This is a genomic window from Bacillus sp. B.PNR1, from assembly GCF_030386235.1.
Classification (GTDB): domain Bacteria; phylum Bacillota; class Bacilli; order Bacillales; family Bacillaceae; genus Bacillus; species Bacillus stercoris.
Map to the genome: position 1 here is coordinate 42,344 of NZ_JANYMN010000003.1, position 22,173 is coordinate 64,516.

Genomic DNA, 22,173 nt, shown 5'->3' on the forward strand with positions numbered 1-22,173 from the left:
TCTGAGTCATTGTTCAACTCTTTAGAACACGGATCAGGGAAATCACCATCTATGAAGGTGAGTGGTTCTATCGGCCCTACAGCGCTAAATCATGATTTTTTTGCTCGGTACATACTCAGTATATAGCCGCCTATCCCCCCTGCAATGGCTGGAATAAGCCACCCAAGCCCTATGCTGTACATAGGAAGAACCTGAGTGAAAACGCGATTCACGACTTCAATTTTTATCCCAGCTGCATTCAAACCGTCAAATAGGCTGATGATAAACGTGAACAGTAAGCTCCCCTGATACACTTCAGCCTTCCCTTTAAATACAGAGTGCAAAAACGTTAAAAATATTAAGGAAATCGCGATTGGATACATCGTCATTAAGACAGGCTTGGACACCTTAATGAGCTCTGTTAATCCTATATTTGCAACAAGTGTGCTAAACACCGCTAACATCACAGCTATTTTTTTATAAGAAATGCCCGGAAATAATTCATGAAAAAACGAAGAACACGCTGTGATGAGTCCGACACTTGTCGTCAAACATGCTACCGTAATCATTAAACCCAATAAGATAGAACCATAGGATCCAAAATAATAGGATGAAACCTTAGCCAAAACCTCAGCCCCATTTTCTAAAAACCCCAGCTTTTCAACGCTGGAGGCCCCCATATATGAAAGGGAAGTATAGATAAGGGCTAAAAGTGTCGCAGCAATCGCAGTGGCTTTCGCACAAATGATGATCAGCTGTTTTTTGGTGGCTGCCCCTTGTTCTTTCATTGCATTCACCACAATGATTCCAAAAACGAATGCTACAAGGGCATCCAGTGTAAGGTATCCCTCCTGAAAGCCTTTAAAAAACACATGCGATGTATACCCTTTTGATGGCGCTTGAATGGTTCCAATTGGATGAACAAGAGCTACCACTACAAGCAAACCGATAAATGTCAATTTAATTGGTGTTAAAACTTTTCCGACCACATCCACTATTTTTGTGGGATTAAGTGATAGCAGACATGCAACTGTAAAAAACAATATTGTAAATATGATCAATGAAGCAGGACCTGCATCATCTGATAAAAAAGGTTTCACTCCAATTTCAAACGATACGTTCCCCGATCTTGGGATAGCGAAAAAAGGCCCGATGGCCAGATAGAGAATCGTTGTAAACACAATGCCAAACACCGGATGCACACGGCTGGCTAACGATTGTAAATTATCTTTACCTGAAAAAACAAATGCAGTCATTGCCAGCAGCGGCAAGCCGACTCCTGTCACCAAGAAACCCGCATTGGCAATCCATACATTTTTTCCAGCCATTTGCCCAAGCATAGGCGGAAAAATGAGATTTCCCGCCCCAAAAAACAATGCAAATAGCATTAGTCCTATAATGATGATATAGGAAGCAGACACTTTTTTTGACATGATAAATCCTCCGAATAAAGTAGACACCTCTTGAATGGCAAGGAAACACTACAGATGCTATATACATTGGCACGGTGCTGAGTCCAAAATAAGATTGTGTCAATTTCATTAATTTTTAAAAAGTTCAATAAAAGTTTGATCATTGATCGTTCCCCATACGGTTAAAAAAACAATTGTACCATAGCCATATAAACAACGGTTCCCCCCGCTATAGAAAGTAGCATATTTTTTTTCCAAAAGTGAAGCAGTGCAACTGCAGCTGCTCCAATCAATTCAGGAATACCGTGACTCCCAGAAAGTAGACTCACGTCTTTAAAACAATAAATAACCAGAAGCCCGATTACCGCTGATGGCAGCACCCTGCCCAAAAATTGTATGTATTTCGGCGTCGGTTTCCCAGACGGGAAAATCATGAATGGAAGGAACCGTGTCAGCATTGTGCCAAGCACGACCATAGCAACGGTAATGATTTGCTGCGTTATACTCATCGTCATACAGAAACCTCAGCTTTCTCTAATGGTTTTCTCAGAACAGTGAGTATCCCTAAAATGGCGAGCATAGCAGGAATAATGAAATGGTTTCCGCCAAAAATGATAAGGCTGGCAGCTGAAAGCCCAAGGCCTGCGAGAGCACTGTGATGTTTTTGCTCTTTCATCCACTGCTCAATGAAGATCACAATAAAGAGGGCGGTCATCACAAATTCAAGCCCTTCGGTATTAAATTTCACATACGATCCAAAAATACCGCCTATCGCTGCTCCCGCGACCCAATATAAATGATTAAGCAATGTCACAAAAAACATAAACCAGCCCTTGTCAACATTCGCCGGAACATTAGCGGTATAATTGATAGAAAATGATTCATCGCACATCCCGAAGATTAAATAAAGCTTTTTCTTTCCAGTCCCCCTGTACTTATCCAACATGGAAATTCCATAAAACAAATGTCGGGCATTAATCATCAACGTCAAAAAAAGGGCATTCAACGGATTGAACGCGCCCAGCAAGAAATGGGCGGCAACAAACTCCATTGATCCTGCAAATATAATAAAACTCATGATGATCGGATAAATTGCACTAAACCCTATAGAATGCATAAAGATTCCATAAGCAATTCCTAGAAATAAAAATCCGGCAAAAATCGGAATCGTATACGGGAAGGCCGAACGAAATGCAGCCCCTATTTGATTTCTTTTTGTCATAAGATTCACACCTTGCAACATTTTTATTTTAAAGTACCATATTAAATCCATACAACAAACAAGATAATTGTATGGATTACAATTATCCTTTGTATCATAATAGAGAAAACTTGCTGCACTCCTTTTAAAAACCATTCATGGAAAACGAAACAATAGAGGTGGATTATGCCGGTCAATTCATTCGACAATTACCCAATGTCTTGGAAGCCAGAAAGAGAGGCGTTAAAGCGGCCTTTCTATGAATCAATCGCTGCACTGCTTGAACACGATATCAAAAATGGTTTTTTGGCACCGGGTACAAAGCTCCCGCCCCAGCGAGAATTAGCTGACTTTCTTGACTTAAACTTCACTACAATTACCCGAGCCTATAAAGTGTGTGAGGTAAAGGGACTGATCTATGCGGTCACCGGAAAGGGAACCTTTGTTTCTCCTAGCGCCGCTCGTTCAATTACGATTTCTAAAGATAAAATCACCAACTGTATCGATCTTGGTTTAATCGCCTCTTTTGAAGAAACCAATCAAATTGTAACGGAAGTGATTCAACAGGTTGCGAGTAAACATTACGTAAAACAGTTACTCAATTACAATGATCCAACAGGCATTCCGCATCAAAAAACAGCAGGGCTAAACTGGATGAAATCGTTTGGCATTCAAACTGACCAAGACCATATCTCAATTGTTTCCGGTGCCCAAAATGCGCTGGCCATTTCATTGGCCGCGCTGTTTGAGCCAGGGAATCGAATTGCCACTGACTTATACACGTATTCAAATTTTATTGAACTTGCAAAAATGCACCACATTCAGCTAGTGCCGATTCCCGGAGATGAGTATGGAATGCTGCCGGACGAACTAGAAAAGCAATGTACTCAACTCAACATTCATGGCATTTTTTTGATGCCTTCTTGCTGTAACCCAACTACTGTTATGATGTCGAGTGCCAGAAAGAAAGAAATCGCGGCAGTGATCCGAAAACATCGTTTATTATTGATCGAAGACGATATTCATGCGTTTATGACCGCAGGCTTGATTTCTGATTATCAGGAGCCCATGTTCAACTTGCTCCCAGAACAAAGCGTATATATTTGCAGCACCTCTAAGTCAATCTGTTCAGGATTAAGAGTGGCCTATATGGTCTATGGAGATGCCTTGGGCGAGAAAATCCATCAGGCGATGTTCAACATTAATGTAAAAACGTCTTCTTTTGATGCAGAGGTCATAACAGAACTGATTTTATCAGGAAAAGCGCATGATATTGTTTCTCAAAAAAAACAGCTTGCCCAGTCGGCTAATGATATGTTTGCAGAGTTTTTTCCTGAAACAGAGGTGAATGGACATCCTCTCAGCTTTTATCGATGGCTTTCCATCAATGATGATACCGATGCGTTACAGCTGGAAACGGATTTGAAGAAACATGGAATCCGCGCATTTCATTCTGATCGCTTCCTGAGCGGTTCTGCCACCCCTCATAAGCATTTGCGTGTTGCGCTTTCTTCAACAGAATCATTAGACGAGTTGAGAATAGGATTAGAGAGATTGAAATATTATCTCGGCTAACTTGATCAAACACACCCTATACCGCTTGATGTCCTCTACCTGCGTAAAAACAAAATGGCGGCTTCACCTTCTAAATACTTCCACATTGAGTAGCCATAGAATCGCCTACAACATGATCAGGCAATAAACGTGAAGCAAAAAAGCAGATCATAAAAGATCTGCTTTTTAAAAGGGGCTTTTTCATTATGCCGCAAACTTTACCTTTGGAACTCACTGTACTATTTAATGTGAATGTATAAATCATATGAACAGAAAAGTTGTTAGAATGAAGGAATTACGATTCAACAAGCTGGTGAACAAAGCAATTTAGCAGAGGGTTTATCAACTGCGATCCTATGATTCTGTATCGGTTCGCTGTCAATTTTAAGTCCTGTTGAAGCCGCTTTGCATGGAGATTATCATACCTCCTGACAAATGGAATATTAGATGGGATCACCTCCATTGTGCTCGCTTCAACTTTTGGTTTTGGAATTGCTGCGGCGCTCCCAAAAAGGAGATTAATATTCTGTTATATTGATTTTCAATAATCTGTTCCAATCGTTTTATTCCTTTTTTATCTTGGATTTGACGTTGAATAACCTCTGTATTATATTGTAAATAAATTCTGTTATATCAAAATCAGACTCCCCATCACGAAACGGCACATTCATTTAAACAAAATTGAGAGGGGCACTTGTATGTCAAACCATTCATCTAGTATTCCCGAATTAAGTGACAGTGGTATCCGCTATTATCAAACTTATAATGAAAGCCTTAGTCTTTGGCCGGTCCGCTGCAAATCATTCTACATATCTACTCGTTTTGGTCAAACACATGTGATTGCTAGCGGGCCAGAGGATGCCCCGCCGCTTGTATTACTCCACGGAGCATTATTCAGCTCCACGATGTGGTATCCCAACATCGCCGATTGGAGCAGCAAATACAGAACTTATGCAGTTGATATCATAGGTGATAAAAACAAGAGTATTCCTGAGAATCTAAGCGGTACGAGAACGGATTACGCCAATTGGCTTCTTGATGTGTTTGACAATCTGGGGATCGAAAAGTCCCACATCATCGGACTTTCGCTTGGCGGTCTCCATACGATGAATTTCCTTTTACGTATGCCTGAGAGAGTAAAAAGCGCAGTTATACTGAGTCCGGCAGAAACATTTTTGCCATTTCATCACGATTTCTACAAATACGCTCTTGGCCTGACAGCGCCAAATGGAGTTGAAACATTCTTACATTGGATGATGAATGATCACAGTATGCTGCACCCGATTTTTGTGAAGCAGTTTCAGGCAGGGGTAATGTGGCAGGATGGATCAAGAAATCCAAATCCTAAAGCAGACGGATTTCCGTATGTATTTACCGATGAGGAATTACAATCAGCAAGAGTCCCTATTCTATTATTACTCGGTGAACATGAAGTCATCTATGATCCCCACTCAGCCCTGCACCGAGCCTCTTCATTCGTTCCTGATATTGAGGCGGAAGTCATTAAAAATGCCGGACATGTTTTATCGATGGAGCAACCCGCATACGTAAATGAACGTGTAATGCGTTTTTTTAATGCAGAAACAGACATTTCACAATAGGTGCTTATTAAGATAGTGATTCGTATTCATAAAAACCTGCAATATGCTTCTAGCCAGCCATTTCAAAAAATAGAGTCTCTTTCATGGACTCTATTTTTTACACATCATTTTGTTTTTGCATTTATATCATGATCGATTGGACAAGACCCAGAACTGGTTTTGTGTGCTTGTTTCATTTGCATTTTTTACAGATCAGTTTTAAATTCCTTAATTTTTAAAAAGGATTCTCAAGATCCTTGGCATCAAGGTGTGAATGCAAAGTCAAAAAAATCATTTGATGTGCTTTATCACTTCTCCTGGGATGCCTGCTAGTATGACGCAGCTTCTGCCACAAATCGAAAATGAGTGATGGCGCCATAAGTGTCTCCTTCACTTTCCAAATACCACCACAATGTTCGGCTATAAAATCGTTTACAGCTTGATCGGGAATAGTAAGCAAAAAAGCAGATCATAAAAGATCTGCTTTTTCTATTACATGATTTGTTTCTTTTGTTCATGATCTATTTCTGGCTGTATTTCCTTTGTGAGTTGATGCCCTTCTATGTCCACATTCGGGATGATCTTGTCCAGCCATTTCGGCAAATACCAGGCTGCATTCCCCATCAGTTTCATCACACTTGGAATCAGTGTCATTCGCACAATAAATGCGTCAAAGAGCACACCAAATGAAAGGGCCAATCCGTTGGCTTTCACAGTAGCTTCTCCGGCAAAGATAAATCCTGCGAAAACGAAAATCATGATTAAACCAGCCGCGGTGACAACAGGACCGCTGTGTTTTAATCCAGCCTGAATGGCTTGTACTGGATTCTTTGTTTTTACATATTCTTCACGCATTCTGCTGACAAGAAATACTTGATAATCCATAGCTAAACCGAACAGAATCCCAATCGATAAAATCGGCAGGAAGGCGAGTATCGGCCCTTTTTCAGGTATTTTGAAAAAGTCGATGAGATTGCCGTCTTGTAAGATAAATACACAGATCCCAAGAGTGGCTGTCATCGTTAAAATGAAACCTGCAACAGCAACAAGCGGCACAAGCAGCGAACGGAAAACAATGGTCAGCAATACAAATGCAAAGCCGACAATGAGTACAGCAAACACCGGTATCGCATCATTCAGGCGATCTGAAATGTCAATATTCACTGCAGTCGATCCAGTAACAAGCAAATCTACTCCGTTTTTATCTGACAAACTGCGTACATCGTGTACCAAATCTTTCGTTGCCACATCATTTGGACCTGTTTCCGGAACGACCGTAATGATGGCAAAGTTCCCTTCTTTATTAGGCATTGCAGGGGTGACACTTGCTACATGGTCTAAGCCCTTTATTTCTTTCACTGCATCTGCGAAAGCCTCCGCTTTATTTCCTTTGACACTTGCGGCATCCGCTACGATGGTTAATTGGCCATTGAATCCTTCTCCAAACCCATCGGCAAGCAAGTCATATGCCCGTCGATCCGGATTATCCTTCGCTTTCATCCCCGCATCAGGCAAGCCCAGTTCCAATTGCATAGATGGAATACTAATGACGATCAAAATGAGAATGCTGCAAACACTTAGCAGAATAGGATGTTTTGTGACAAAACGCCCCCATGCATTTGTGGCAGCTCTTTGTTTTCCTTTTTTCTTGTTTGCTTTCGGAATCATCCGTTTCCCTGCTATTGATAAGACGGCAGGCACCAGCGTGATGGAGGCAAGAACAGCCATCAGTACACTAAGCCCTGCTGTCAGCCCCATTGCAGACATAAAAGGAATGTTAACAACCGTCAATCCGCAAAGTGCGACGATCACAGTAAGTCCGGCAAAAACGACTGCACTCCCAGCTGTTCCGGTGGCTCTTGCAATCGAGTCATTCTTTTGTATGCCTTCACCTAAAAACTGGCGGTGTTTCGTAAAAATAAATAAAGCATAATCAATCCCAACAGCAAGACCAATCATTCCGGCTAATGAAAGACTGACGGAAGCAATATCGAATACTTGTGTCCCAATCAAAACCAGTCCAATGCTTACCCCTAAACCAAGCAGCGCAGTTAAAATCGGCAATCCTGCTATTAATAAAGAACCGAATGTAATAGCTAAAACGACAAAGGCCAAGATAATGCCGACAATTTCAGAGACACCGCCTATCTCCATCTCGGCTCCCGGTACATCTCCGCTTAGCTCAGTTTGCAATCCCTCATCATCAGCCATTTTCAAACTGTCTTTTAAGTGTTTGATAGAGTAATCCTTTATATCATCTGCTGATGATTTATACTTGATATCAGCATAGGCAACTGTGCCATCTTTCGCGATTGTTCCTGTCACAAAAGGACTTGCAATCGAGTCAACAGAATCATCTTTACTGATTTCCTTGAACGTTTTTTCTATAGCTTTTTTCGCTGGCTTTGAAGTCAGTTTCTCCCCATCATCAGCACCGAAAATCACCCGTATGCTCCCTTGATCAGGACCGTGAGGAAATTCTTTTTCAATCACATCCATCGCTTTTTCCGAAGGTGTGTCAGGTATGGACATATCCTCAGAAAAACTTGGCTTTAAGGTGATTGCAAGGCCAATCGAAGCAACTAACACAACGACCCATGCACATATTACTTTTACGCGATGCCGAGCAACCCATCCTCCTAATGTATATAACATTTTTGACATGATAATCTCCTTTCAACACATTGCTTAATCACATTCTTTCTCATTGTAGTTGACCACGAAATAAAAAAAACGTACATTCGGGCATGTACGTTTGGGCAATTTTCAAATATGCAGTTTATTTGTCTAATGTCAGAATACCTTTTTGCATGGCAATCGTTACTGCTTCAGTTCTTGAATTCGCGCCTAATTTATTGTAAATGGACGTTAATCTGGCCTTTACTGTTCGCTCAGAGACGCCCAAATCAAAGGCAATCGCTTTGCTTTTAAGCCCTTTAGCAATTGCTTTTAAAACAATGACTTCCTTTTCTGTCAGCTGCGTCTCACTGCTCTGCTTCTTCATCCGCTCAAATTGGATTTCTTGCAAGCGTTTAAGGATATCAGGCTGCAATAGCACATTTCCTCTTATCGCTGCATCCATTGTGTGAAAAAGGGTTTCTGAACTCGTATCCTTTAACAAATATCCTTTCGCTCCTAATTCAATCCCTTCAATCATTAGGTGATCTTCATTATATGTAGTCAAAATAATGATGGGGATATCGTGTATTTCTTTTATTTTTTTAATGGCTTCTAACCCGCTCATCTCCGGCATATACAAATCCATAAGAATGATATCCGGTTGCAATTCATCTGCTAGACGGACTGCTGCTCTGCCATTTTCCGCCTCTCCTATAATGGTGTATTGATCGTTCGTTTCAATTAAAAGCTTCAGACCTTCCCTCACGACAAGATGGTCATCAACGATTAAAACCTTATTCATCTTGCATCTCTCCCTGAATTGGTACAGTGATCTCAATTTGTGTTCCTTTCAATTTTGTACTCTTTATATTGAACTGGCCATTCATGGCTCTGACACGTTCTTGTATGCCAAGAAGCCCATAATGCCCTCTCTTTTTCTTTCCTTTTTCAACATCAAATCCTTTGCCGTTATCCTTAACTGTTAAATGGAGCCTCCCCTTCTCATCATCCCAAATGGAAATCCAGATTGTTTTTGCTTCAGCATGCTTTGCCGCATTCGTCATGCATTCTCCAATGATGTAATAACAGTTCTCAGCTGTACGCACATCCAGCACCTGATGCAATCTGTAATCTAATAAACAAGCCATGCCTGTCGACTCTATAAAATGATCCATTAGTGAGGTAATTCTTTCTTTTAAAACACCGATTTCTTCTGATTTGCTGCGGAGATCATCAATTGCTGAACGTGCATCAGCTAATGTGCTTTTCACTCTTTTCATCGATTGTTGTATGATTTCCTTCGCTCTCTCTGTGTTGCCTTTGGATAGATGTACATGAATCGCGTCCAGCTGCATATTTAAACTGACCAGCCCTTGAGCAAGCGTATCGTGTAAGTCTCGGGCCATCCGCTGCCTTTCGTTCTGCAGCGTCAGCTGTTCGACCTGCTGATGAGCCAGCTCCAGCCTTTCAAGAGTCAATTGAGCTTTTATTTTTTCATCAACTTGGGCAAAAAATGTTGCGGCATAAGTGATGATGACAATCATGATCGGCGCAGCAATAACAATAAAATGCAGCACTTCCCCTTTATTAAGGTGATACGCCGAATTTATGCCCAGCAGCAGCAATAGATAAAGAATGGGAAAAGTCCTTCTTCTGTCTGCCATTCCTATGATTTGCCCAATTAAAAATGCATAAAGGCCGATAATGACAAGTATAAAGAAGCCAGTCATGAGATTAGCAAGTGCAAAGGTGATCAAACCTTGTACCACGAAATACAGAATCACTCTTTTCTTAACCCAGCGATATGAGTGCCAATGAAGCAAAGCAAAAATTCCGATCAATATGGTAAACGCATAAAACAATAAAATGGACCAGCTCCCAGAAACAAATTGCAGCACGATAGAGGCTATATAGATCATAAGAATAAAAGCCAGGCCAGGCACTCTAAGCGCAAGCATGTTTAATGCACGCCTATCATGTGAGTAATATTTATCTTTGAAAGGATTCCTTATCAGCAAACCTTATCCACTTCCTTTACCTGTTTCACCACATCAAAATTCATGAGAATCGAACGCAACATTAGAGTTTCCAACAAAAGATCATTGCCCAAACGTACATGAACGTTCTGCCTTTATGTACGTTTTATCTTTTCAAATTTATCTTTAAAATCATAAGGAACATACTATTCATTGAAGGAATGATCATCATTGAAATCAATTGATCTTACAATTTTATCATTAAAAAGAAAAGGAATCCGGACTGAGAAGGTATTAAAAAATCAATATCCTGATCGATTAAGCCATATGACAGATAAAAATACGCAGCCAAAAATCAGATGCAAGGAAAAAGAGGAATGAACATGTATTGGTTTTTAGGTGCTTTATTATATTTTCTCATCGGTACTTGTGTATTCATTGGAATCATTAGAGACAGCCACTCAGGCTCGTGGACCCTGCTTGCCTTAGCAGCTCCACTCATCATTTTGGGTTACCCTTATTTTTATTCTAAGCAGCTTTTTGCCAAAAAATAGTGAAATAACGCCATACAATTCGCACATTGGTAAAGATATCAATATCGAGATACAATTTAGATATACGACGGAAAGGAGTTTTGCCTGATGAGTCAAAGAGTGTCCTACTATGAGATTGCACCTGAAGGTATGAAAATCATGATGGATATGGAGAAATACACGAAACAATCCTCAATTAACCGAACTACGAGAGAACTAATCAAAATCAGAGTTTCTCAACTAAACGGCTGTGCCTTCTGCATAGATATGCATACTTCCGATGCCCGTAAAATGGGAGAAACTGAACAGCGAATTTACTGTTTACATGCTTGGAATGAATGTGATTTTTACTCCCCTGAAGAGAAAGTTGCTCTCGAACTGTCTGAACACATCACGCTCATTCCATCTAAAAGGGTTCCTGATGAGCTATATCATCGGGTGCGGGAACATTATGATGAAAAACAATATGTTGACCTTGTTCTCATCATTAATCAAATAAACAGCTGGAACCGCATCTCTATTGCAATGGGGAATCGAGCTGTTTCAAAATAAGAAGAAGGAGTAAGATTAGAACGAATCTTACTCCTTCTCCTGGATATCGTGCCGCATCATCATGTGTTTCCGTTTCAAAATCCTAAAGCTTCACGTTTAGGTGCTTTTCAAACGCGATTTTCCCGCTTGGTGTAATCCTGATCGCTCTCGTTTTAGGCATACGAACGATCCATTCTTCTTCTAACATGCGCATCAATAGGGCGTTTCCTAATGCTCCTGCAATATGATGCTGCCGTTCACTCCAATCCAAACAGCAGCGGGCAAAGGCTCTCCTCTTATTCCGTTGTTGCTCTTCATTGATGCCTAACTTCGAAAAGAATAAAGCACCCTCTGAAGTCACCTCAAAGTTTAAATCAACTTTTTTTAACATCCCTTGCTTAACTAGTGAATGTGCCATTTGCACGCCCACATAACCTGCCAAATGATCATAACAGGTACGGGCGAAATGCAAGTCCTTTTTCTCTTTTGACTCTTTTAAAGATTTGACTTTACCTTCAGGCGCAATATGAAGCAATTGTTCGATCACGTTAGCAGCATCTGAGTTAGACAATCTGTAATACCGATGTCTTCCATGCTTTTCTACGCTAATCAGCTTCGCGTCAAGCAATTTATTCAGGTGAAAACTTGCGGTTTGAGGTTTAATGTTAGCGAGATATGCAAGCTCTCCCGCAGGGTGTATCCTTCCATCCATTAGACTCAAAAGTATGGAAGAACGCGAGGGATCTGATAGCAACGAAGAGATTTTTGCAATATTAGGATTCATGATTTTCCTCCTTACATTCATATTTCGATGATAGTTGAAATGTTAATCCTTTACAATATAAATGTAAGCATGACAAGGAGGAATAGCGTTGGACATTAAAAAGCGAGACACTCTTCGTTTTAAAGAAATCAAGCCAAAGATCATGTATTATGGAACCTCGACATTTCTTCTAACCACGTTGAATGAGGATGGAACCACCAATATCAGTCCTATGTCTTCTTCTTGGGCTCTTGGACATTATATAATCCTTGGAGTAGGACTGGGCGGAAAAGCCATCGACAATTTGGAAAGACACAAAGAGTGTGTCATAAACTTGCCTGGCCCGGATTTATGGGAAAACGTTGAAAGAATTTCATCTTATAGCGGAAAAAAAAGTATACCGCCTTTAAAGAAACAGCTCGGATTTACATATAAAAAAGAAAAATACGAGGCAGCAGGGTTAACGCCTTTACAATCAAAAACAGTATCACCAACACGAATTAAAGAATGTCCTATCCAAATCGAAGCCGAAGTGAAACATATTCGGATTCCAGAATATGATCAGTCATTTGCCATTGTAGAGACGCAGGCACTGCACTTTCATGCCGATGAAAGTATTATACTGGATGAAAACCATATCAACCCCTCCAAATGGAGCCCACTGATCTATAATTTCAGACATTACTTTGGTTTAGGAAGAGAAGTCGGAAAGACCTTTCGTTCAGAGACATGATTATTTTGAGACCGAACCATGATTTGGTCTATTCTAGTAACCCTTGTTATTATCAGATCAAGCGATCATTAGGCTTGATCTCTTTTTTAGTGAAACATCCATTTAAGGATATAAAAGTTACTTACTTGCCAATTCTTTTATCATCAAACCCAACTCATAAATCCCCTTTTGAAGGTCTTTAAGAGATGCATAAGCATATGATAAGCGAATATAATTCCCTTTTTCCTGAGCATAGATACTGCCCAGATTGAGCAGAATCCCTTTTGATAAGGCTTTAGTATAAAGTAATTTCATTGATATGGAAGGCAATATTTTTATCCAGACAAAAAATCCCCCTTTTGGGATATTCCATGTCGCCACATCTTTCAAATGAGTTTCTAAAGCACTCAAGGCCAATTCTCTTCTCACCTTTAAATGCTGCCTAACCTTTTCTACATGCTGCTGGTATTGGCCGGAAGTAAACCACTCCGCCGCTACTCTTTGGGATAACGAACTGGACCCGTAATCTGTTTGCATTTTAATGTCAGATAAGCGTTCAATCACCGGTTCCGGTCCGACAATCCATCCAATCCTCAAACCTGGGCTTAAAGTTTTCGATAAACTTCCTATATACAGTACATGTCCATTTTTATCAATTGTTTTAATAGGATATGGCGGAATTTCATCGATCCATAACTCACGATAAATGTCATCTTCAATAATAGGAAGCTGTGTATTCTCACTTGCCGCTAGGATTTCTTCCCGCCGCTTTTTAGACATGAGAATACCAGTCGGATTGTGAAAACATGGATTTGTATATAAGATAGCCATTCCCCGCTCACCTTTTGTCAAATGAAGACTTTCCGGCAAAAGCCCGTCTTGATCCATAGGAAGACCAGTGAGTTTCATACCGGCAGATTGAAACACGTGTAATGAATAAAGGTAGGAGGGCTGATCAAGATATACGGTTGATCCTCTTTGTAACAGCCCCATTGATATCAGCTGCAAGGCTTGCAGCGCTCCTGAGACAATCAGAATGGAAGAAGATGAGACGTTGATTCCAATGGTTTTTAAATAGTTGCTTAATGCCTCCCTCAAAGGTAAGTAACCTTTTGGTTCTTCATATCCGAATGCCTCCATGTGATGAGATACCTTCCCCATCATCTCTTTCATAACAGCCAAAGGAAAAATCTCAGCTGAAAGTTCACCTTTACTTAGCTGTATAAGGTCTGTATTTGATTCTGATTGATTGATCTCTTGAACAATTTTTCGGCTTGGCATCTGAATGCCAGAGGTGACATATTGATCCCAATCGGGAGCAGAATTCTTAGCCATCAGTGTCCATGTGTTGTTGATAACAACTGTGCCTTTCCCCATTGTGCCTTCTATTAACCCATCAGCCATCAATTCCTCTAAGGCTGTAATCACTGTGCTCCGATTCACCTGAAAATCTTTTGCAAGCGTGCGCTGGCTTGGAATCTTGCTTCCAATCGGCCACTCACCATTTCCTATTTTCTCTTTAATAAAATGAACGATTTGTCTGTACTTAGGGAGCTTTTTCATCTTTTTTTCTTCTTGAAAGCTCATAAAATCGGTCTCCTTAAACTAAATTGGTTGGGTCAAAATCCGTTTAACTGGTTGAAGCCATATCACCAAATCTTTATTAATATAAAAACACATTAAATAACTGGTTGGTTTTTGTAAAGAGGAGAGGGAAATATGCAAAAGAAAACAGTTCAATTGATCACCTCAAACAGTCTGATGATCTGTTTATGGGCATCTGCTTTTCCGGGAATTCGCGCAGGACTAGAAGGGTACACACCAGAACACCTTGCTTTATTTCGCTTGTTAATCGGCTCTATGGCATTATTGCTTTTTGCTGTTTTGACTCGGATGCGCCTACCCGACTTGAAAGACATTCCTGCCATTTTTCTTTTAGGGTTTTTAGGTTTTGCACTCTATCACATTTTGCTGAACATTGGTGAAAAAACAGTTAGTGCCGGAGTTGCAAGCTTACTCGTTACTACAGCACCGATCTTCTCAGCCATGCTATCCCGCCTGTTTTTTAGAGAGCATTTTGGATTTGCGAAATGGATTGGCTCTATGATCAGTTTATTGGGTGTGTCATTGATTGCATTTGGGTCTGGAGACTATACTTATTCAATGAAAGGTATTTTGTTCATCCTGCTGGCCGCTTTTTCGGAGAGTATTTATTTCGTTTTTCAACCCCGCTATATAAAAAAATATGGATTTATCCGATTCGTTACATTTTCAATTTGGGGCGGAACAATACCTATGCTTATGTTTCTGCCAGGCTTAGGCGGAGAGATGATAAACGCCTCTACGAACGCAACATTGTCAATTGTTTATTTAGGTTTATTGCCAACAGTTGTGCCATACTTTGCCCTTGCATATGTCACTTCACTCGTCGGGGCTTCAGAAGCAACCCTTTCACTTTATGTTACACCCGCTTTAGCCTTCGTCATTTCATGGGGATGGATAGGTGAAATACCCGCATTCATTTCTCTGCTAGGCGGAGTGGTAACCGTTGGCGGGGTGTGTTTTACCTACCTAAAAGTAAATAAAATGAATAAGTTTTTCATCACCCATTTTTCTGCTAAAAGGATTAAAAAACTCTAAAACAAAAAAGATACCAACATCGTTTGGTATCTCCTTAAAGGTTCTTTCTTAAGATTATCCAGAAAAGTAAATAGAGTATTCAGTTACCGGCTTAAAACCCAATTTAGCTGCTAATGCAATGGACGATTTGTTGCAAACATCACAATCCCAGCTAGGAACAATCCCATTTTCCATACAAAACGCTATAAACCTATTTGCTACGCAATAAGCTAAGCCCAGTCCTCTGTATTCTTCAAGTGTATAGATATCCATTTCTGCTAATCCATGCCCTACAAATATAGAAGTACACTCACTTACTACATGATTGCCATGTAATACGGCAAATCCAAAACCTTTTGAAGAAAACTGTGAGACAGAATCCCAATACTCCTCATAATAAGCGCTGTTAAAAGCTGTGCTGTTTGTCATGATATCTTCATCTATTCTTTTCAATACAAGCCCCTTTGGAAGTTCAAAAGACGGTTTAGAGGGTTTTTGCCGAAAAGAAAATGCCATTCTCCTCATTTGGTTCATGTCATCTTTCAATATGGTTTTCAGTACGCTATCCCATCTATCACTGGAAGAAAACAGGGTAAATCGTTTTGTTGATTTCGCTTGTTTTTCATAATATTCAGCAATGAAATCATTAAAAACTTGATTCCCCGGGTCTCCCGCAATAAAATAAATGCCTGATTTCGTTCCTATAAAAAACGATCTAGGAAATGTTTGGTCATCTACATAAACAACTCCCGGAATAGCTTGGTCTAATATTGAATAGACAAATGTGGGACAATATTTGTCAGCAAACGTTGTTTTTAAGCTGCTATATTTTTCTTTCGTTAATTCCTTCAAACAAACAACCCCTTTACAACTCTTCTCCTTCATGATTCTGTTAACAAAATCAATTTTCCTCCGTCACAAGCTAAATAACTTCTCTGTTACGGATCTCAGACAAATGAAAACAAAAAACAGGTCTCTGCACTCAGCTCGCAGACACCTGTTGAACAGCACATTTATTCCCCAATTTCAGCAAACGGTCACTAATTTCAGCACGGATTGGAAAAACGTCTTCTGTTCCGTGTGCTTTTGCCGGATCATCAAACCCCCAATTTATCTGCTGCACCCCGCAGAGTGTAACAACGAAATCAGCATTGTTTAAAATGTTCGGATCAATGATATCCGTTGTTTGATTTGAAATATCAATCCCTGCTTCTTTCATGGCATTGACAGCATTCGGGTGTCATCTATGAGCTTCGATTCCTGCGCTGTACACATTCCACTTGTCTCCAAGTATTTCCCCCCACCCTTCAGCCATTTGGCTGCGGCAAGAGTTACCTGTGCAATGTTTTCCTTGATATATTGACTTGTCCTTTTAGAAACAAGAATGGATGATCAGCAGCCAAATATACAGGCCGACAAGTGTGATCAATAAAGTGGGTATCGTGAGGATAATTCCTGTCTTAAAATACGTGCCCCAGGAAATCTTCATACCTTTTTGCGAAAGAACATGAAGCCATAATAATGTCGCCAAGGAACCAATCGGCGTTATTTTAGGCCCTAAATCTGAACCGATCACATTTGCATAAATAAGCGCTTCTCTCATCATCCCATGTGTATCTGTACCGGCAATAGCCAATGCGTCAATCATAACAGTCGGCAAGTTATTCATAATGGAAGAAAGAATGGCCGCAATAAAGCCCATTCCAATTGTCCCGGCAAACATCCCGTGATCAGCTGCGGCTTGAATGACATCTGAAAGGACATCAGTTAATCCGGCATTTCGGACACCATATACAACAACATACATGCCAATTGAAAAGAATACGATAGCCCATGGCGCTTCTTTCACCACTTTCTTTGTATGGACGGCCGGACTCTTTTTCGCAGCGATTAAAAAAATGATTGCAATACTGCCAGCTACCATTGATACAGGGATAGATAAAAATTCACTTACAAAATATCCAACCACCAGGAGCCCCAAGATATACCACGATAGTCTGAACATGTTTTGATCTTTAATCGCTTCAATAGGTTTCTTCACCTCAGACAGATCATAACGTTTTGGTATGCTTTTTCTAAAGAAAAGGTAAAGCACAATGATGCTCGCCAGGAGCGAAAACAAGTTCGGGACAATCATTCTGGATGCATATTCAATAAATGTAATATGAAAATAATCCGCTGAAACGATGTTGACCAAATTGCTCACTACTAATGGAAGCGAGGTCGTATCTGCAATAAATCCGCTGGCAATGATAAAAGGAAAAACTAATTTTTCATTGAAATGTAATGCTCTGACCATTGCTAATACAATTGGTGTCAATATAAGAGCGGCACCGTCATTTGCAAATAACGCAGCGACGATAGCTCCTAATATAGATACATAAACGAACATCCGCACACCGTTTCCTTTTGCAGCCTTAGCCATATGAAGCGCTGCCCATTCAAAGAAACCGATATTATCAAGAATTAACGATATCAGTATGATAGCCACAAAAGCCAATGTCGCATTCCAAACAATCCCTGTCACAGTTAACACATCATGAAAATTGACAACACCTGCTACTAGAGCTAAAGCTGCGCCTCCACAGGCTGACCACCCTATTGATACATTTTTCGGCTGCCATATGACCAATACTAGAGTTAATAAAAAGATGAATACCGCCAAAATCATTGATGTCAATCTAATGCCTCCTTACTGGCAACACGCTTGAGTTTCCTTTTGTTTGATGTGGTTTAACAATTCATCCTCCTGTTAAGATCAATTGCAATGTTGAATAATAACGCCATTGGCCTCTTCTGTCCTCACAAACCCTGCGTTTTTTAATTTTCGCAAATGCTGGCTTATTTCGAACATATCAACCAATTGACAGACACAATATTCTTGTTCAAGAAATCATTTCATCATTTGTTTGATCACTAAGTGTTTTTAAACAGCGAGTCATCGCCGCAACATCAAAAGTCATATGCACTCGTCCTTCACAACTCGTTATATAAGCAACAAATGTCTATACATTCCCCTTTACGTTTCATTATACAGCGCTCTGTTTGTCTAAACGAAAGCATGAGTCTCTCCCCGCGTTTTTTTAGCGCCTCCGCCATTATATAAACTATTATTTATATAAACAATCCCTTATATTTGGAACATCAAAGCTTTTTGATTCCTTAACACCAACCTCATTCTGAAAACCCTTTGCATTGCTTCATTACACATTAGATTTGATTATTTTGACATTGAAGAATGCCATTTTATTGTATGGGACCGGCTGTTTTCAATCATGATCCAGATCATGATAAAAATGAGACGATTTCAAGTTGCAGGGAGTGGTCATTCAGCCAATGCTGAATATAGACGGAGCATCCGGTCATAAAAAAAACAGGCCTCTTTAGAGGCCTGTTTTATACTGCAAGTATTTTCTCCATTGCCATGACATCTACAAAATGGCCGTTAATTTCTCCCTGTTCTTTGAAGGCTTTCTGTACCAAATCTTTCACGTAGCTTGAACTCCTTCAAACGCATTCATCACCAAATCATGCACATAGGAGTCATTCACCTCGTCCCCTGTTATAAGCAGACGATAGAAAATCGGTCCGTATATGAGATCTATACTTACTTCAATATCAAGATTCTCTCTCAATTCACCTTTTTGAATTCCCTTTTCTATAAGGCCTTTCGCTTGGAGGCGGCGAGGCTGGAAAAATCGTGTGCGATATTCTTCTGCCAATTTTTCATCCAACTGCCCTGCACCTATTAATTCCTTAATAACGGTTCCTTCCCTGCTTGTCAAAAACCTTGCTAAATTCGTGGCGTGGGTTACTATATCATGTACTGACGACCCTGTATCAGGCACAGGCAGCCTGTCCGTCGCGGTCGAAAGAAAGCTGTCCATGATAACCGCAGCCTTGTTAGACCACCATTTATAAATCGTTGCTTTACTCACTTTCGCACGCTCGGCAATTTTATCAACTGTCACCGCATCGAAGCCTTTTTCCAGCAATAGGTCATAGGCTGCAGAGAGAATCGCCTTATGCGTTCCTTCATCACGCGGCCGCCCTCGTTTACTCTGCACATAAATCATTCCTTCCCGAAATATAAACGATACGTTCAGTATACTTAACCGGAATAAAAAAAGAAAACAGTAGCCTATTTACAAAACTGAACGTTTAGTATATTATTTCCTTAATCAAAAAAACTGAACGTACAGTTTAGAAAATAACTTGAGAGAAGTCATGATTTTACTCAAAAATCCACTTAAAAAGGAGTTCATTCTTATGGCTAATGGAAACAAACAAGCAGATCAGAGGATCTCACCCAGTTTAACCCTTCTTCTCGCAACGGCATGCGGTATCATTGTTGCTAATCTTTACTATGCACAACCCTTGGTCGGATTAATTAGTAAGGCAATTGGACTTTCTCCAAGCAGTGCTGGATTGATTGTCACACTAACCCAAATCGGATACGTTGCCGGCTTACTATTTCTTGTCCCTTTAGGAGATATTATCGAAAACAAAAAACTTGTCGTTGCATCGCTCCTGCTAAGCGCAGCGGCTTTGACACTAACAGCATTTGTGAAGCATGGAGCACTGTTTTTAGCAGCTTCATTTTTCATCGGATTGGGGTCAATCGCAGCCCAGGTGCTTGTTCCATTTGCATCATACCTTGCATCAGACGCTGCACGAGGCCGGGTTGTTGGCAATGTCATGAGCGGCTTATTACTCGGTATTATGCTTTCTCGGCCGATATCCAGTCTAGTCGCTGATATTTGGGGGTGGAATGCAATATTTGCTTTGTCTGCCGTGGTAAGTGTTGCCCTAGCCATCTTATTATCAAAAGTGCTTCCTGCCAGAAAACCAACAGCCAAAACAAACTATACGGCATTACTCGGTTCAATGTGGAAGCTGCTGCGCACGACTCCAGTCTTACGCCGCCGTGCCATCTATCATGGGTTTGTATTTGGAGCTTTCAGCTTGTTTTGGACGACTGTTCCTTTATTATTGTCCGGTCCTGCTTTTCATTTTTCTCAGAAGGCAATAGCACTCTACGCATTGGTAGGTATTGCGGGTGCAGTCGCTGCACCAATAGGCGGCCGTCTGGCTGATCGCGGCTTGACCCGGATTGCCACTGGAATCGCTCTAGGTGTTGTCATTGTCTCTTTATTACTGCCGCTCCTGATTCAGAGCAGCTCCCCCGTCGGCATAACAGTTCTAGTGGCTGCCGCTATTCTGTTAGATATGGGCGTATCTGCAAACCTTGTGCTCAGTCAACGTGCCATTTTTTCGTTGGCGCCTGAAATTCGCAGTCGATTAAACGGATTATTCATGGCAATCTTCTTTCTAGGCGGTGCTATAGGGTCATCTATTGGAGGATGGGCATATGCCTCAGGCGGGTGGAGTACAGCATTATGGATTGGTATCGCTTTTCCGGTCATCGCTTTGCTTTATTTCGCCACAGAGAAATAATCTTTCACCAAAATGGCTTATTTTTGGCAGAAAAAATACCAAGGGTTTTGACACCCTTGGTATTTCTATAATTCAGACCTTTACGGTTACACCCTCAAGCCCTCAAAAAGTGTTTTTGATTATATTTATCGGCGGCATGTCAGTTAAAGTCATTCTTTTTTCTAATGATGATTGAGATTTCTAAAATTGCTGCCCTTCACTTCAGCTACATCATACACGGTAACAAAGGCAGTTTTATCAATATCATTAATAATTTCCTTTAGTTTGGTCTCTTCTAAGCGGTTGATGACACATGTGATTTCTTTAAATTTCTCGTGGGAAAAACCCCCGTAAGCTTCTTTATATGTGGCGCTTCGGCCTAATTGTTCACGTATTGTCTCTACCATTAATGCGGGTTCTGTTGTAATGATTTGGAAGGTTTTGGACCCGCTTAAACCTTCCTCAACAACATGAATCACTTTGGATGCAATGTAGTAAGCAATGACTGAAAGCAATGCCCCTTGTAAGCCAAATACTGTGGAAACAAAAATAAACACAAAAAGGTTTAAGAATAGGATGAGATCGCTCGTTCCAAACGGCAGTTTTCGGGATAGCAGCACAGCAAGCATGTCAATGCCATCTAATGCGCCGCCATTACGCAGCGCCAGCCCCATTCCGAATCCAAGGATAATCCCGCCGACAACGGTAATTAACAGGGTATCTCCTTCTATGATAGCGGGTGTGTGGTGGAAAAAGCTTGTCCCCGCGGCAAGCGATATGATTCCGATAATTGATAATAATGCAAAGCTTTTCCCAATTTGCTTATATCCTAACCAGACAAATGGAATATTGATAACCGCAATCAAAATCCCCAGCGGCAAGTTGAAGAGCTGTGAACCAACGATGCTAAGACCCGTCACCCCTCCATCGGATACACTGTTTGGAATGAGTACTGTTTCTAGTCCATATGCCGCTATGATTCCTCCAATGATAACCATGATGATTTGGAAAATCATTTTCGCTTTAAATTTCTTATGTTTTTTGGGTGTATTCATACCATTCCTCATTTCTCTTATATTTCGTTATATTTAAATATACCATAATAGTTATTTTCAGCTAAAAACATGCGTTTTTTTAAATAAAGTAATTAACAGTAAGGTAACCCTCTTTGAATGAGAACATTCATGTACGCGGCCGAGAGAACTTGCCCCCTCAAATTTTACCCGCCAGGCCCTTCAAACCTCAACACCGAAAATCC

Annotated in this window: 20 protein-coding genes and 3 pseudogenes; 9 read left to right on the forward strand and 14 right to left on the reverse strand. The window is 40.6% G+C overall.

Going from position 1 to position 22,173, the window contains the following annotated elements; translation table 11 throughout:
* Positions 1-89: 89 nt before the first annotated feature.
* The 3 genes from brnQ to azlC all read right to left on the reverse strand — a co-directional run bounded on the left by brnQ (position 90) and on the right by azlC (position 2,664).
* The gene (gene brnQ / locus NZD81_RS16945; protein ID WP_282374012.1) at positions 90-1,412 is read right to left on the reverse strand and encodes a branched-chain amino acid transport system II carrier protein; all 1,323 of its coding nucleotides are present in this window, start codon (positions 1,410-1,412) and stop codon (positions 90-92) included.
* Between the two features lie 161 nt (positions 1,413-1,573).
* Positions 1,574-1,906 (reverse strand): branched-chain amino acid transporter permease, encoded by a 333-nt coding sequence (locus NZD81_RS16950; RefSeq protein WP_014662956.1) that lies wholly within the window; start codon positions 1,904-1,906, stop codon positions 1,574-1,576.
* A complete protein-coding gene (azlC, locus tag NZD81_RS16955; protein WP_014662955.1) occupies positions 1,903-2,664 on the reverse strand; it encodes an azaleucine resistance protein AzlC in 762 nt (253 codons plus the stop codon). Before azlC ends, NZD81_RS16950 begins: the two co-directional genes overlap by 4 nt.
* 114 nt (positions 2,665-2,778) lie before the next feature.
* Between azlC and NZD81_RS16960 the strand changes: the two genes are divergently transcribed.
* The 3 genes and pseudogenes from NZD81_RS16960 (at position 2,779) to NZD81_RS16970 (ending at position 5,747) form a co-directional block, all read left to right on the forward strand.
* Positions 2,779-4,167 carry an aminotransferase-like domain-containing protein gene (locus tag NZD81_RS16960; protein WP_282374011.1) on the forward strand — a complete coding sequence of 463 codons (1,389 nt, stop codon included), beginning with the start codon at positions 2,779-2,781 and terminating at the stop codon, positions 4,165-4,167.
* Between the two features lie 271 nt (positions 4,168-4,438).
* Positions 4,439-4,649 (forward strand): annotated as a pseudogene (locus NZD81_RS16965) (DUF554 family protein); the annotation flags it as partial.
* A gap of 195 nt (positions 4,650-4,844) precedes the next feature.
* Complete coding sequence (locus tag NZD81_RS16970) at positions 4,845-5,747, forward strand: carboxylesterase (RefSeq protein WP_282374010.1); 903 nt, start codon at positions 4,845-4,847, stop codon at positions 5,745-5,747.
* A gap of 471 nt (positions 5,748-6,218) precedes the next feature.
* Here the strand turns inward: NZD81_RS16970 and NZD81_RS16975 are convergent, their stop codons facing one another.
* The 3 genes from NZD81_RS16975 to ydfH all read right to left on the reverse strand — a co-directional run bounded on the left by NZD81_RS16975 (position 6,219) and on the right by ydfH (position 10,363).
* Positions 6,219-8,390, reverse strand: a complete 2,172-nt coding sequence (locus NZD81_RS16975) for an MMPL family transporter (RefSeq protein WP_289861010.1) — start codon at positions 8,388-8,390, stop codon at positions 6,219-6,221.
* 115 nt (positions 8,391-8,505) lie between these two features.
* Positions 8,506-9,147, reverse strand: coding sequence for a two-component system response regulator YdfI (gene ydfI, locus NZD81_RS16980; RefSeq protein ID WP_069840377.1), 642 nt, complete (start codon positions 9,145-9,147; stop codon positions 8,506-8,508).
* Positions 9,140-10,363, reverse strand: a complete 1,224-nt coding sequence (gene ydfH / locus NZD81_RS16985) for a two-component system sensor histidine kinase YdfH (protein ID WP_168781315.1) — start codon at positions 10,361-10,363, stop codon at positions 9,140-9,142. Before ydfH ends, ydfI begins: the two co-directional genes overlap by 8 nt.
* 189 nt (positions 10,364-10,552) lie before the next feature.
* Here ydfH and NZD81_RS16990 point away from each other — a divergent pair, with 189 nt between their 5' ends.
* The 3 genes from NZD81_RS16990 to NZD81_RS17000 all read left to right on the forward strand — a co-directional run bounded on the left by NZD81_RS16990 (position 10,553) and on the right by NZD81_RS17000 (position 11,406).
* Complete coding sequence (locus tag NZD81_RS16990; RefSeq protein WP_014662946.1) at positions 10,553-10,702, forward strand: hypothetical protein; 150 nt, start codon at positions 10,553-10,555, stop codon at positions 10,700-10,702.
* Positions 10,699-10,875 carry a hypothetical protein gene (locus NZD81_RS16995; protein ID WP_080478167.1) on the forward strand — a complete coding sequence of 59 codons (177 nt, stop codon included), beginning with the start codon at positions 10,699-10,701 and terminating at the stop codon, positions 10,873-10,875. Before NZD81_RS16990 ends, NZD81_RS16995 begins: the two co-directional genes overlap by 4 nt.
* An 87-nt stretch (positions 10,876-10,962) precedes the next feature.
* On the forward strand, positions 10,963-11,406 hold the full coding sequence (locus NZD81_RS17000; RefSeq protein ID WP_014662944.1) for a carboxymuconolactone decarboxylase family protein: 444 nt from the start codon (positions 10,963-10,965) through the stop codon (positions 11,404-11,406).
* Between the two features lie 82 nt (positions 11,407-11,488).
* On the opposite strand, the gene NZD81_RS17005 is transcribed toward NZD81_RS17000, so the two are convergent.
* Positions 11,489-12,169 (reverse strand): ArsR/SmtB family transcription factor, encoded by a 681-nt coding sequence (locus tag NZD81_RS17005; RefSeq protein ID WP_282374007.1) that lies wholly within the window; start codon positions 12,167-12,169, stop codon positions 11,489-11,491.
* A gap of 88 nt (positions 12,170-12,257) precedes the next feature.
* On the opposite strand from NZD81_RS17005, the gene NZD81_RS17010 reads away from it, so the two are divergent.
* A complete protein-coding gene (locus NZD81_RS17010) occupies positions 12,258-12,881 on the forward strand; it encodes a flavin reductase family protein (RefSeq protein WP_136654812.1) in 624 nt (207 codons plus the stop codon).
* Between the two features lie 117 nt (positions 12,882-12,998).
* Here NZD81_RS17010 and NZD81_RS17015 read toward each other — a convergent pair whose 3' ends face one another.
* Positions 12,999-14,447 (reverse strand): aminotransferase-like domain-containing protein, encoded by a 1,449-nt coding sequence (locus NZD81_RS17015; RefSeq protein WP_282374006.1) that lies wholly within the window; start codon positions 14,445-14,447, stop codon positions 12,999-13,001.
* Between the two features lie 132 nt (positions 14,448-14,579).
* Here NZD81_RS17015 and NZD81_RS17020 point away from each other — a divergent pair, with 132 nt between their 5' ends.
* The gene (locus tag NZD81_RS17020; protein WP_282374005.1) at positions 14,580-15,500 is read left to right on the forward strand and encodes a DMT family transporter; all 921 of its coding nucleotides are present in this window, start codon (positions 14,580-14,582) and stop codon (positions 15,498-15,500) included.
* A 54-nt stretch (positions 15,501-15,554) separates the two neighbouring features.
* Here NZD81_RS17020 and NZD81_RS17025 read toward each other — a convergent pair whose 3' ends face one another.
* From NZD81_RS17025 to NZD81_RS17045, 5 genes and pseudogenes are all read right to left on the reverse strand, one after another.
* Entirely contained in the window at positions 15,555-16,364 is an 810-nt protein-coding gene (locus NZD81_RS17025; protein ID WP_282374004.1) for a GNAT family N-acetyltransferase, read from the reverse strand.
* A gap of 97 nt (positions 16,365-16,461) precedes the next feature.
* Positions 16,462-16,839, reverse strand: a pseudogene (locus NZD81_RS17030) (arsenate reductase/protein-tyrosine-phosphatase family protein).
* A gap of 12 nt (positions 16,840-16,851) precedes the next feature.
* Complete coding sequence (locus NZD81_RS17035; RefSeq protein WP_282374003.1) at positions 16,852-18,159, reverse strand: arsenic transporter; 1,308 nt, start codon at positions 18,157-18,159, stop codon at positions 16,852-16,854.
* 12 nt (positions 18,160-18,171) lie between these two features.
* Positions 18,172-18,442: pseudogene (locus tag NZD81_RS17040) on the reverse strand (ArsR/SmtB family transcription factor).
* Positions 18,443-18,967: 525 nt separating this feature from the next.
* Complete coding sequence (locus NZD81_RS17045) at positions 18,968-19,546, reverse strand: TetR/AcrR family transcriptional regulator (protein WP_134976402.1); 579 nt, start codon at positions 19,544-19,546, stop codon at positions 18,968-18,970.
* 202 nt (positions 19,547-19,748) lie between these two features.
* Here NZD81_RS17045 and NZD81_RS17050 point away from each other — a divergent pair, with 202 nt between their 5' ends.
* Positions 19,749-20,936 carry an MFS transporter gene (locus NZD81_RS17050; protein ID WP_282374002.1) on the forward strand — a complete coding sequence of 396 codons (1,188 nt, stop codon included), beginning with the start codon at positions 19,749-19,751 and terminating at the stop codon, positions 20,934-20,936.
* A gap of 161 nt (positions 20,937-21,097) precedes the next feature.
* Here NZD81_RS17050 and NZD81_RS17055 read toward each other — a convergent pair whose 3' ends face one another.
* The gene (locus NZD81_RS17055; RefSeq protein WP_014662926.1) at positions 21,098-21,970 is read right to left on the reverse strand and encodes a YitT family protein; all 873 of its coding nucleotides are present in this window, start codon (positions 21,968-21,970) and stop codon (positions 21,098-21,100) included.
* Positions 21,971-22,173: the final 203 nt, after the last annotated feature.